This is a genomic window from Paenalcaligenes niemegkensis, from assembly GCF_022230885.1.
Classification (GTDB): Bacteria; Pseudomonadota; Gammaproteobacteria; order Burkholderiales; family Burkholderiaceae_B; genus Paenalcaligenes; species Paenalcaligenes niemegkensis.
The window spans coordinates 138,954-150,775 of sequence record NZ_JAKGCT010000005.1 but is presented as its reverse complement, the minus strand read 5'-3'; the positions used below and the strand labels follow the sequence as shown (position 1 = coordinate 150,775).

Genomic DNA, 11,822 nt, shown 5'->3' with positions numbered 1-11,822 from the left:
CTTTTTCATGGCAACAATCTACCTAGGCTTTGCCAAACCCTCCGCCTCCAGGTGTTTCAATAACGAAAACGTCCCCTTCCTGCATCTCTGCCGAGCCGGTTGATCCTATTTGCTCAACGGAACCATCTGTACGCTCAACATAGCTGCGTCCACACTGGCCGGTTTCTCCTCCTTCCAGGCCATATGGCGCAATACGTCGGCGATTCGCCAGAATGGATGCCGTCATTGGCTGTAAGAAGCGCATTCGGCGCGTTCCACCGTTTCCTCCACTAGCCAGGCCTGCCCCGCCACTACCAGAGCGGATCTCAAAGCTTTCCAATAGCACCGGGAAACGCCATTCCAGAATTTCAGGGTCCGTCAGCCTGGAGTTCGTCATGTGAGTTTGCACCACATCCGTACCCTCAAACAATACAGGCTCGCCCGTTTCGGGATGACGCAAAAAGCCTGCGCCCGATCCGCCTGCGATCGTTTCGTAATATTGGTAGGTATTATTACCGAAGGTGAAGTTGTTCATGGTTCCCTGGGCTCCTGCCATAACTCCCAAAGCACCATAAAGCGCATCGGTAACGCACTGCGAGGTCTCGACATTTCCGGCTACCGTTGCCGCCGGGTAGCGTGGATTTAGCATGCAACCTTCGGGAATGTGCACGGTTATGGGCTTTAAGCATCCTGCATTCATCGGGATATCATCATCCACCAGAGTGCGGAAGACATACAACACCGCTGCCATACACACCGCAGAGGGAGCATTAAAATTATCATCGAGCTGCGAAGACGTACCCGTAAAATCAATCTCTGCGCTACGCTCAGCCGCATTTACCTTCACCTGCACATTAATGATCGCGCCGCTGTCCAGCTCATAGCGGAACGAGCCATCCCGTAACACACCAATAACCCGACGCACGGCCTCTTCAGCATTGTCTTGCACATGTTGCATATACGCTTGCACTACAGCCAGACCAAAGGTGGCAACCATGCGGCGCAGTTCCTGCACACCTTTTTCATTCGCTGCAATTTGAGCACGTAGATCGGCAATATTTTGCTCTACATTTCGAGCCGGATAAGGCCCGCTTGTCATCAAGGTACGCAACTCCGACTCGCGCATCCGGCCATCTTCAACAAGCTTGAAGTTATCAATGAGCACACCCTCTTCGATGACAGTGCGGCTGTCTGGAGGCATGGAGCCCGGGGTAATGCCGCCTACATCAGCATGGTGGCCGCGCGAGGCCACGAAGAACAAAATCTCTGAGCCCGCGTCGTTAAACACCGGCGTGACCACCGTGATATCAGGCAAGTGCGTGCCGCCGTTATAGGGATCATTCAGCACATACCCGTCTCCCGGCTTCATCTGGCCTGCATTTTTACGTATTACTGTCTTGATGCTCTCGCCCATAGACCCTAAATGCACAGGCATGTGGGGAGCATTGGCAATCAGGTTGCCGTCGGCATCAAACAGGGCACATGAGAAATCCAGCCGCTCTTTAATGTTGACCGAAAAGGCCGTGTTGGCCAGGGTTGCCCCCATTTGTTCGGCAATAGACATGAACAGGTTATTGAAGATTTCCAGCATCACAGGGTCGGCATCCGTACCGATGGCTGTGCTGTTTCGGCGGGGCACCGCACGAGTCAGGAGAATCTCGCCCCCGCTCAGGATCTCAAGCTGCCACTCAGGCTCGACCACCGTCGTACCGCTGGCGTCGCAAATAATGGCAGGCCCTACCAGACGCGCCCCTGCCAACAGGCTTTCTCGCCGATAAACCGGCGTCGCATGCTCAGCATCATGAGAAAACAGCCTCACGCGCGCCATAGCCTCGGGCAGCTGTGATGCGGCTTCGACTGCCTGTGATGTGGCTGTCTGCTCACCGCTGGCGCCCACCGCCTCTACCGACACCGCCTCGATAATAAGCGCCTTATCTGGCATCAGGAAACTGTAGCGCTGCAGATAACCCGCCTCAAACTCTGCCTTCATGGCATCAGCAGACGCGTACTTCACGATCAAAGCAGAGTCGGTACCGTCATAACGCAAATGAGCACTATGTAACACTTGTATGCGCTCGTCATGCACACCCTGCGCTTTGATTTCAGCATAGGCGCTGCCGCCCAATTCAGTCAGACGGTCGGCGCATAGCGCTACGCTTTCTTCGTTTAAAGGACTCTCTATGCTGGCTTCTCGCATGGCTGTAATGTCTGCCAGACCCATGCCATACGCTGATAACACACCAGCAAAGGGGTGAATCAAAGCGCGACTTATCCCCAACGAATCCGCCACCAGGCACGCATGCTGGCCACCCGCACCACCAAAGGAAACCAGAGTGTAGAGGCTGACGTCATAGCCTCTTTCAATAGAGATTTTCTTGATGGCATTCGCCATATTGGCAACTGCAATCTGGATAAATCCTTCGGCTACCTGCTCCGGACTATGGGCACGGCCTGTACTAAGGCGAATTTGCTCGGCCACTTCCATGAATTTCTGCCGCACCACTTCAACATCCAGCGGCTGATCGGCAGCAGGACCAAAAATACTGGGGAAAAACGCGGGCTGCACCTTGCCCAGCAGCACGTTGCAGTCGGTCACCGTCAAGGGCCCGCCATTACGGTAGGCGGCCGGGCCAGGATAGGCACCTGCAGAGTCGGGGCCCACACGCATACGTGCGCCGTCAAAATACACAATAGAGCCGCCACCTGCTGCCACAGTGTGGATATTCATCATGGGTGCCCGCAATCTTACCCCTGCCACGATAGTTTCAAAAGCACGTTCGAACTCGCCACTGTAATGGGAAACATCCGTCGAGGTTCCGCCCATATCAAAGCCTATAAGCTGGTTCGCCCCCGCCGCGGCCGCCGTGCGTGCCATGCCCACGATGCCACCCGCTGGACCCGACAGCACAGAGTCTTTACCCTGAAACTGACTGGCTGCGGTCAAGCCCCCATTGGATTGCATAAACATCAAACGCACGCCTTCCAGCTCGCTGGCTACCCGGTTTACGTAGCGGCGCAGAATCGGTGATAAATAAGCATCCACCACCGTGGTATCGCCTCGTCCGACCAATTTCATCAAGGGACTGACTTCATGCGAGACCGACACCTGTGTGTAGCCAATTTCTTTGGCAAGCTCAGCGAGCACAGCTTCATGTCCGCTGTAACGGTAAGCATGCATCAGCACAATCGCGATGGCCCTGTAGCCTTCGTCATAACATTGCTGCAACTGCGTCTGGGCAAGTTCACGATCAAGCGCCAGCACCACTTCGCCTTCGGCGCTAACCCGCTCATTTACCTCTACCACTTTTGAATACAGTAATTCAGGCAGCTGGATGTAGCGATCAAAAATACGGGGACGAGCCTGATAGCCAATACGCAAGGCGTCTTTAAAGCCTTGGGTAATGAACAAGACGGTGGGATCTCCTTTACGCTCTAATAACGCATTAGTGGCTACTGTTGTTCCCATCTTGACGGCCTCAATGCACTCAGTGGGGATAGGTGCATCATTCGCCAGGCCCAGCACATGCCGAATGCCGGCCAGCGCCGCATCAGGATACTGCGAGGGGTTATCAGATAGCAGCTTATGCGTCAGCAGCTCTCCATCAGGACGGCGCGCCACTATATCGGTGAAGGTGCCCCCCTGTCTACCCAGAACTGCCATTGAGACTGTGTACTCGCACCTATGCTCGTCGTCATTATGATTGCCTTTAAACCTTAAAAATCGAATCCGATAGCAGCACTGAGATTTTTACGTAACAGTGCCCCAGGGCGACAAAGGCGGCCCCGGAAAGTCAGAATAAAAAGAGGAAGACCGCTCGCATTTGCACAGCGGATCTAGATGAAGAGCCGCCACTTAAGGCTCATCAAGAATGGGCTCTAAACAAGTCAGCCCGTCGGGCACCATTTCGGCAATAAAGATGCGTCCCTCCGCATCGCAACTGAGTCCATGACCGTACACCGCCGTGACGCGACAGCGACCCAATAGTTCGCCATCAGGCGTAAATAACGAGAGGCTTGCCGTCTGATCGCTGACCAGCAGATTACCTTCCGGGGTGATGGCCAGTGCCATGGGTTTATACATGGGCCGGATCACGCGCAGCAATGTGCCTTCGTGATCCAGCACAACCACGCGACTGTTTTCACGATCGGCCACAAACACCTGCTTACCGTCAGCCGTTATGTGATGAGGTACGCTGAACTGAACGGGAACCCCGCGCTGCAGTACCTCAGTCCGGGAATGCGGCTGATCTCCCGCCGTGCCCACCGATCGTATCAACCTTCGCTGAGCATCAAAGTAGTGCACGCATGAATTGCCATAACCATCGCTTACAAGCAAGTTGCCATTGGCCAGCACCAATCCGTGCGTCGGGTGATTAAAAGGCTGCTGCCAGCCAGGCTGATCCGGTCGGCCCAGTTGCCACAGAACTTCTCCGCTTGAATCAACCGCTATCAGTTGATGACCATCCACATCGCAGACCAGCACGCCCCCTCCCGGAAGCGCACTGAGCTGATGGGCACAGCGCAACCCGGGTATGGACCACTCGGCCAGCGGCCTCGCCATGGAGTCAAACAGCTTTAGGGCTGGCTGAGTGCGGCTAAGCACCGCAACGCTCCCATCGCTCAGCACAGCCACACTGCTGATGCCCCGAGTGTGTTCTGCGCCTAGCCAGTGCTTGAGTAAGCGGTAGCGCTGCGTTCCAAGTAAAACTGTGATCTCAGAGTTGCTAGTCATATCGTTCTACATCGCGTTAGGCAGCACCAAGACAATACTTGGAAATATCGTCACCAACACGGTTGCCAGTACTAATAACAAGAAGAAGGGGAAAGACATACGGACCAGTTCAAAAAGATTTTTACCCGTTATGTTCTGAATAACAAAAAGGTTAAAACCAATAGGTGGAGTGATCTGCGCCATCTCTACAGTCAGGATCAAATAAACACCAAACCAGATGGGATCAATGCCCGCCGCCAATACCGTCGGCATCAGCACCGAGGTAGTCAGTACCACCAGGGAAATCCCATCAAGAAAAGCACCCAGCAAAACGAAGAAAATGGTCAGTACGGCGATAAGCGCATAGAGGCTTAGCCCAAGCGAACCAATCCAGGCAGCCAAATTTCCGGGTAGCCCGGTAAAGCTCATGGCACTGGTCAGATAGCTGGCACCAATCAAGATGAAGGAAATCATGCACGAGGTGCGAACCGCCCCCATCAGGCTTGCGCTAAAAGACTTCCAGGTTAACGACCTGCCTACCGCTGCGATTGCCAGGGAACCGATCACACCAATTACAGCGGACTCGGTCGCTGTCGCCACCCCGGTGTAAATTGAACCAATCACCACCGCAATCAGCACCATTACCGGCAACAGCAGACGCAGACGATAGATTTTTTCGCGAAAGCTAATCACTTCAATGTCCTGTGGCACTCGATGTGGATTGCGCATGGACCAAATAGCGATATAGCTTGAGAACAAGAACATCAGCATCAAACCCGGCAAGACGCCAGCCACGAACAGCCGAATAATCGACACCTGCGCCGCTACGGCATACACGATCATCACGATCGAAGGCGGAATCAACAGGCCCAGGGTACCGGCTCCTGCAAGCGAACCAATGCTGATGCTGTCGTCGTAGCCGCGTGATTTCAGTTCAGGTAATGAAATACGGCCGATCGTTGCCGCGGTAGCCGCAGACGAGCCGCTGACAGCCGCAAAAATGCCACAGCCGAAGGTATTGACGTGTACCAGTCGACCGGGCAGGCGCTGAACCCACGGCCCCAAGCCCTTGAACATGTCTTCGGCCAACCGGGTGCGATACAGGATTTCACCCATCCAGATAAACAGGGGCAAGGCGGTTAATGCCCAACTGGCGGCCGAATCCCAGGACTTGGTGGCAAAAATAATGCCTGCCGGTGCATCGGCAAACAGCACAATTGATAACACACCGCACGCGATCAGCACGAATGCTACCCATACGCCCAGGCCTAAAAGCAACAGCAGGCACGAGAAAAGTACAACCGCTTGAGTAATATCAGCCATGCTCGGTCGCCTCCAGCTCTTGATTCATAACACAACGCAACAAGCGTCGAGCCAGCATTGCGGTCAACATGCACATTCCGATTGGCATGCCTAATTGTGGCAACCACATCGGTACCCGTACCATGCCTTGTGCCACCTCGTTATACATAAATGACTCATACACAAAAATCACAACCTGCTGTGAACACCATGCGCTCAACACCAGCGTGAACGTCGTTGCCACGAGTTCGTAAGGCTTATGAAAACGTTTAGGCATTAGCTGCAGCAGCAGGCTTACACGAATGTGATCACCGCGCAGCATCGCATAAGGCAAGGCAAGGAACACCGACGAGGCCATTGCCCATGCAGCGAAGTCATCAGACGATGGAATAATCCCACCGAACGAACGTGCGATGATTTGTCCGGTAACGATGATTGCGATCAGGCAGAGAAAGCACGCGGCGAGTCCGCCACATGCTTTGGCCATAAGTTCCAGCCATTTCATGACTTAATCCGCCGCCTTAATTGCGATACGCATCAAGTACCTTCTGACCATCCGCGCCGGCCTTTTTCAGCCACTCTTCAGTCATGGTCTCGCCGATCTTGTTCATTTCGGCTTGCACGGAAGCGGGCAGCTCCTGTACTTTCATTCCCTTATCGGCAAGGGTTTTGGTCAAGTCATCGGTAAGCTCTCTGCCCATTTCCCAGCCACGTTGTTCAGCACGTGCAGCGGCATCCCTGACAGCTTTTTGCTCGGCTTCAGACAAACGCTCGAAAGCACGCTTGTTCACGATAACGAAGCTTTGCGGAATAAACACTTTGGCGTCGTAGTAATGACTGACGTAATCCCAGGCCTGAGAATCCACCCCTGTTGCCGGAGAGGTCAGCATGGAATCAATGACGCCAGTTGAAAAGGCTTGTGGTACTTCGGGAGTTTGCACGGTAGTGGGGGTCGCTCCCATCAAGGTGGCCAGGCGACTGGTTGCCGCACTGTAAGCGCGGAATCGCGCGCCTGATAAATCGGACAGCGCAGTGATGTCTTTTTTAACGTAGATACCTTGAGGGGGCCACGGTGAGCCGTAGAGTAAAATAATGCCCTGCTTGTCCAGGCGCTCTTCGAGCATAGGACGCGTTACCTTCCAGAGTTTCTCTGACTCATCAAAGGAAGACGCCAAAAATGGCACACTGTCGACTTCAAACAGAGGGTCCTCGTTACCAATAGCGGACACCAGCATTTCGCCCACCTGAACCACGCCCTGCTGAACACCACGCTTTACCTCTGGACGCTTCAGCAATACGCTGTTCGACTGTACGTTAATGTTGAGTTCACCGTTTGTGGCTTCTTTGACCTCTTTGGCAAACTCGCGAGCATTGACCGTCAGGTAGTTATTATCGGGCTGCTCAGCAGTCATGTTCCAGTTAGTGGCTGCACTGACGGTGCCTGCCATCGCCATAGCACATGCCACGCTTAAAAGTTTCTTGATCATTATTGACTCCTCCAATCTGAAAGTGACGTCTCCGAAAGCGGGCAACATTGCGCCGCCATCGATATCACACTGTTCCTCAGGCGCTAAGGTCTGCCGACCGTAGATCCCAAAGCAACGAAAACGTAGCGGCGCTTGAGCCATTTAGCCCAAGCTCTTCTACGATCAATCTCGATACCGCTGCCGCTGCGGGCTCGGTAGTGGTATCAATAATTAAAAAGGGTTCCAGCACACGAGCTTCCGTATTCTCCGAAGGCAAGGGAGTCGACAGCTCCGGCTCGGGCGTCAACACCCTCAGGGCCAGCACTCCATCCACCTCGTCCAGGACTCGTTCGGCAATTTGCGCGATTCGCTCTGCCGTCTCTACACTGCCTAATGCTATCAACGCCACCGCCGCGCCCGTGCCTGCCCCGGCCAGCGGACTAACGACCATCACACGGCGGTTAGTGTTACGCATGCGGCCAAAGTTAGTGATGGACCACGGTGTTTGCTGCTCAAAGGCCTGACGATAAATATCGCTAGTAAAAACATTCACCGTCTCGGTGCGGTAAACCGCTAAGTAACGACGGTCACCCTGACGCGCCTTATATCGTCGAGCCCATTTAAAGCCAGGAATCGCAGCACGCTCTTCCATGTGCTCGCGGTCATACCATTGATTAAAGTCTTCTTCATACGCAGGGTCGATATCTGTCCAGATGAACAGCTCCCCTTGAGCGGCGCGATCTTGTCGAATGGGTGATGCCACGATCTATCTCCATCATGAGCATTAAAATTATGGATTCTGTGCCCTGATTTTGTAATGTCGTACGCACTTGCTCAACCAACTTTTTTAGCCGTCGGCAATAAGAAATTGTTATCAGACGCTAAAGAGCCCTGACCACCGGTATTCAGCAAGAGATCAGGCAGGCGCGCCAGCGTGGCTTAAGGGGAAAACCCCGATCTGGCCTATCACTCGATTCGGCGGTAGCAACGCGTCAAATAAGAAAAGCACTGGTATCGACAGGCGCAGTTGCATCCGCATAACGCTGCGCATAAGCGCGCATTTCGTCCATCCCCACGGCTACCACCGCTTCACCCAGACCACTGACCGGGTCTGGACGCCAACTGGCCACCAGCCTAAGGTCGGGGATACGAACCGGACATAACAAAGGCGCGAAACGTCCTTCTGCCAGCCCCTGACGAAAGGCCGCCAACGGCACCGCGCCTACGCAGATTCCAGCGTCTATTAACTGCATACTTGCCGCAATGGAGGAAACAAAGTGTATTTTGGGATGAGCAATGCCCGTGTGATCCAAGACTTCCAGCAAGGACAGATGGGGTTGCGAGTGACGGGGAAAGTCACTATCGCCCATTGCTCTGTCAGGCTTTTTAAATCGATCTCGGCTTCGGGCTGTTTATCGTGAGCGATCACCCAGCCCATTTCCAGACTGCCCATCGGTGCATTGCGAATACCCTCTGCCAGAATAGGATCCGTTTGCAAGGCAACATCAATCAGCCCTCGCTTGATCAAATCCTGCAAGCGCATGCTGGACTCAACCGTTAGTTCAATCTCCACATCGGGGTGAATCCGGTGCAACTGGCTCACAAACGATGTAAACCACGTATGTACGATTGACTCAACGATGCCCAGGCGAACTCGGCCACGCAGCACAACCGGCCCTTGCAGCTCAACCAGCAAGTCACGCTCCAGGCCAAGCATCTGTTCCGAGAACCGCAATACGCGCTGGCCCGCATTAGTCAGCTGTATATCACGACTGCCTCGTTCAAACAGTTGCTGTTCCAATTCGCTTTCCAACGAGGCAATACGGCCAGATATGGCGGCCTGAGTCAGATGCAACTTATTGGCGGTCGCCCTGAAACTGCCTAATTTTGCTACCCAGATAAACGTTTCCAGAAATCTGAGATTCATACTCGTTCCTTTGCACCACACCGGTGCCAATGCCTGAAATAGTAGCGAATGATACTAACTACCCGATAGCTGCGGTAGTATGCTGGGACAATAACGCACTATGTCATCACGGTTCATATTATGAGTTTTGAAGCGGTAATTTTCGATTGCGATGGGGTTCTTGTCGATAGCGAGCCCCTCACCCTTGGGGTATTGCGCGATATGCTAGCCGAACTGGGCTGGGAATTAAGCGCGGACGAATGCGAAGCGCTGTTCATCGGCAAATCCACGGCCAACGAACTGCAGATCATCCAAAATCGCATTGGAAAGAAGCTGGAGCAAGACTGGATTGATGAGTTTCAGCTGCGGCGCAATCAAGCGCTTAAACAAAAGCTCGTAGCCGTACCGGGTATTCGCCAGTGCCTGAGCGATATTCTCAAGGCAGGATCAGGAAAAATAGCCTGTGCCTCTGCGGCTGAACTGCAAAAAATCAATCTGCAACTCAATAAGGTAGGGCTTATTGATCTTTTCGACGGCCACTTATTCAGCGGTGTAGATGTACCACGCAACAAGCCCTACCCGGATGTTTACCTCAAAGCAGCCGAGGCACTGGCAACCGACCCGCAACATTGCGCTATTGTAGAAGACAGTATTACCGGCATCAGGGCTGGCTTCGCTGCGGGGGCAACCGTCTTTGCCTACGATCCAAAACACAATCCCGAACCCCTGCTGAATGCCGGAGCTGCCGTCGTGTTCAATAGCATGTGCGACTTGCCCAATTTATTGCGCCACTATGATCAACAGTGACGCACTAACGATCAGGGCATAAAACACCGGTAAACGGGCGATACCTCTTCGCCAGCAAGCTGTTGAGCCAGAGCTTCTGCACTTCCTGCAGCCAAGGTGAAGCCTAAAGCACCTTGCCCCACGTTCATCCACAGATTATTTATTTTAGGATGGCGGCCAATAATCGGCTTGCCTGTGGGTGTAGCAGGCCGCAGCCCTGCCCATTCGGTTGCCTGGTCCAAAGGAAGCCGGGGGAAGGTCTCAGCCACTTGCTGCCGCAACAATTTCAGGCGGCCGGCACTCAAGCTTGCATCAGTGTCCCCTATATCGACCATAGCGGCTATACGCAGGCGCTTGCCTAATGGGGCATACACAATACGACGCCCGTAGTCGGTAATACTTAGACCGGGAGACGTACCAGCCGGTGCATCGGCCTCGATGGGCACCGTGAGGCTATAACCTTTTAAGGGATATACCAGCGGTGTGTAACCGGTACCTTTTAGCAAGGGCACGCTTCGCACCCCTGCAGCGACTACGACATGATCGGCCTGCATATCGCCCGCCGAGCTTTGAACTGACACCACCTCGTCACCTTCCCGATGCAGTTTCAAGATATCTACGCCCATGTGGGCAGTAAAGCCTGGCTGCCTGATTAAATAATCAAATAGCTGCCGGGTGTATTGCTCACAATCGCCCACTTCCTCAAGCGGCGTAAAAACACCCCCTGCCAGAGATCCTGCAATAGGCGTTAATGAAGGCTCGAGCTCAAGCAACTGGGCGGGAAATAGTACTTGCTGTTGAGATCCTAGTCCCGCTTGAAATTCCGCTTGCTTACGTGCCTTGGCAAACTGCTTCGCATTGCGATAAATAATTAACTTCCCCGAATCTCTCCACGAGTAATCGAGCTGCAGATCATGGCTGTTCTCATGCACAATAGCCTGGCTGCGCTGAGCCAAGGCCAGTAACTCTGCAGTACTGCTCTCGCATTGACGCTGGGTACAGGCCGCCATAAACTGCATCAGCCAGCGCCACTGCTGCCAGTCCGCGCGCGGATAAAATCGTAGCGGCGACCGTGGATTGAATATCCATTTAGGCAAGTCACTAAATACCCCCGGCGTCGCCAGCGGTGCAACATAGTTGTAGCTAAGCTGGCACCCATTGGCATAGCTGGCCTCTTTAGCCGGCTCGAAATGACTATCAACCAGGGTGACCTTAAAGCCTTTTTTAGCAGTAAATAGGCGCAGTTAACCCCAACTACACCGGCTCCAATCACTAACACATGCATCGCTAAGCTCCTTAGCCTTTATTTTTATGTCTGGAGTATCTTTTAAAACAGGCGCACCACAAATAAATAAACACTCCCACATAGAAAACGCTCGAAAAACCGTGACTGCATGGCGATGCAACAGGGAAAACACCGTGCAACAAGGGTTTATACTCAGCGGCAAAACAATATAACGCTCATAACAAACGAAGTATTTGTGTTAAAGAAAATGTGGTTATAACGTAAATTGCCTGTTTTCTTAATTAGAGAAATTTACCAATAACAGAATCTATAGCATTCAGGTCGCTTTCGAGAGGGAGACAAATAAAACGTGGTGCCCCTCCCACGTTAAGCATCTAAGACTTAGCTTTGTTAAAAGGCTTATTACACGAAGCTAAGTTTGCACCA

9 protein-coding genes and 1 pseudogene are annotated in these 11,822 nt (G+C 53.2%); 1 reads left to right on the top strand and 9 read right to left on the bottom strand.

From position 1 onward, the window contains the following. Positions 1–22: 22 nt before the first annotated feature. From L1889_RS16330 to L1889_RS16300, 8 genes and pseudogenes are all read right to left on the bottom strand, one after another. Positions 23–3,675: pseudogene (locus L1889_RS16330) on the bottom strand (hydantoinase B/oxoprolinase family protein). A 157-nt stretch (positions 3,676–3,832) separates the two neighbouring features. Beyond that, entirely contained in the window at positions 3,833–4,711 is an 879-nt protein-coding gene (locus L1889_RS16325; RefSeq protein ID WP_238666091.1) for an NHL repeat-containing protein, read from the bottom strand. 6 nt (positions 4,712–4,717) lie between these two features. Further along, the gene (locus L1889_RS16320; protein WP_238666090.1) at positions 4,718–6,013 is read right to left on the bottom strand and encodes a TRAP transporter large permease; all 1,296 of its coding nucleotides are present in this window, start codon (positions 6,011–6,013) and stop codon (positions 4,718–4,720) included. Continuing rightward, entirely contained in the window at positions 6,006–6,497 is a 492-nt protein-coding gene (locus L1889_RS16315; protein WP_238666089.1) for a TRAP transporter small permease, read from the bottom strand. The genes L1889_RS16320 and L1889_RS16315 overlap by 8 nt, the downstream gene beginning before the upstream one ends. A gap of 16 nt (positions 6,498–6,513) precedes the next feature. Beyond that, positions 6,514–7,479, bottom strand: coding sequence for a TRAP transporter substrate-binding protein (locus tag L1889_RS16310; protein ID WP_238666088.1), 966 nt, complete (start codon positions 7,477–7,479; stop codon positions 6,514–6,516). Positions 7,480–7,555: 76 nt separating this feature from the next. Then, positions 7,556–8,221 (bottom strand): DUF4286 family protein, encoded by a 666-nt coding sequence (locus tag L1889_RS16305; protein ID WP_238666087.1) that lies wholly within the window; start codon positions 8,219–8,221, stop codon positions 7,556–7,558. Between the two features lie 229 nt (positions 8,222–8,450). Continuing rightward, positions 8,451–8,711 carry a hypothetical protein gene (locus L1889_RS18595; protein ID WP_372871824.1) on the bottom strand — a complete coding sequence of 87 codons (261 nt, stop codon included), beginning with the start codon at positions 8,709–8,711 and terminating at the stop codon, positions 8,451–8,453. Further along, a complete protein-coding gene (locus L1889_RS16300; protein ID WP_257794023.1) occupies positions 8,702–9,385 on the bottom strand; it encodes a LysR family transcriptional regulator in 684 nt (227 codons plus the stop codon). The genes L1889_RS18595 and L1889_RS16300 overlap by 10 nt, the downstream gene beginning before the upstream one ends. A gap of 120 nt (positions 9,386–9,505) precedes the next feature. Here L1889_RS16300 and L1889_RS16295 point away from each other — a divergent pair, with 120 nt between their 5' ends. Next, positions 9,506–10,171 carry an HAD family hydrolase gene (locus L1889_RS16295; RefSeq protein WP_238666086.1) on the top strand — a complete coding sequence of 222 codons (666 nt, stop codon included), beginning with the start codon at positions 9,506–9,508 and terminating at the stop codon, positions 10,169–10,171. Between the two features lie 11 nt (positions 10,172–10,182). Here the strand turns inward: L1889_RS16295 and L1889_RS16290 are convergent, their stop codons facing one another. After that, a complete protein-coding gene (locus L1889_RS16290) occupies positions 10,183–11,355 on the bottom strand; it encodes an FAD-dependent oxidoreductase (protein WP_238666340.1) in 1,173 nt (390 codons plus the stop codon). Between the last annotated feature and the right edge of the window lie 467 nt (positions 11,356–11,822).

Excerpts from the sequence above, each read along its gene's own strand:
- L1889_RS16325 (WP_238666091.1), bottom strand. The coding sequence starts at position 4,711 with ATGACTAGCAACTCTGAGATCACAGTTTTACTTGGAACGCAGCGCTAC.
- L1889_RS16320 (WP_238666090.1), bottom strand. The coding sequence starts at position 6,013 with ATGGCTGATATTACTCAAGCGGTTGTACTTTTCTCGTGCCTGCTGTTG.
- L1889_RS16315 (WP_238666089.1), bottom strand. The coding sequence starts at position 6,497 with ATGAAATGGCTGGAACTTATGGCCAAAGCATGTGGCGGACTCGCCGCG.
- L1889_RS16310 (WP_238666088.1), bottom strand. The coding sequence starts at position 7,479 with ATGATCAAGAAACTTTTAAGCGTGGCATGTGCTATGGCGATGGCAGGC.
- L1889_RS18595 (WP_372871824.1), bottom strand. The coding sequence starts at position 8,711 with ATGCAGTTAATAGACGCTGGAATCTGCGTAGGCGCGGTGCCGTTGGCG.
- L1889_RS16300 (WP_257794023.1), bottom strand. The coding sequence starts at position 9,385 with ATGAATCTCAGATTTCTGGAAACGTTTATCTGGGTAGCAAAATTAGGC.
- L1889_RS16295 (WP_238666086.1), top strand. The coding sequence starts at position 9,506 with ATGAGTTTTGAAGCGGTAATTTTCGATTGCGATGGGGTTCTTGTCGAT.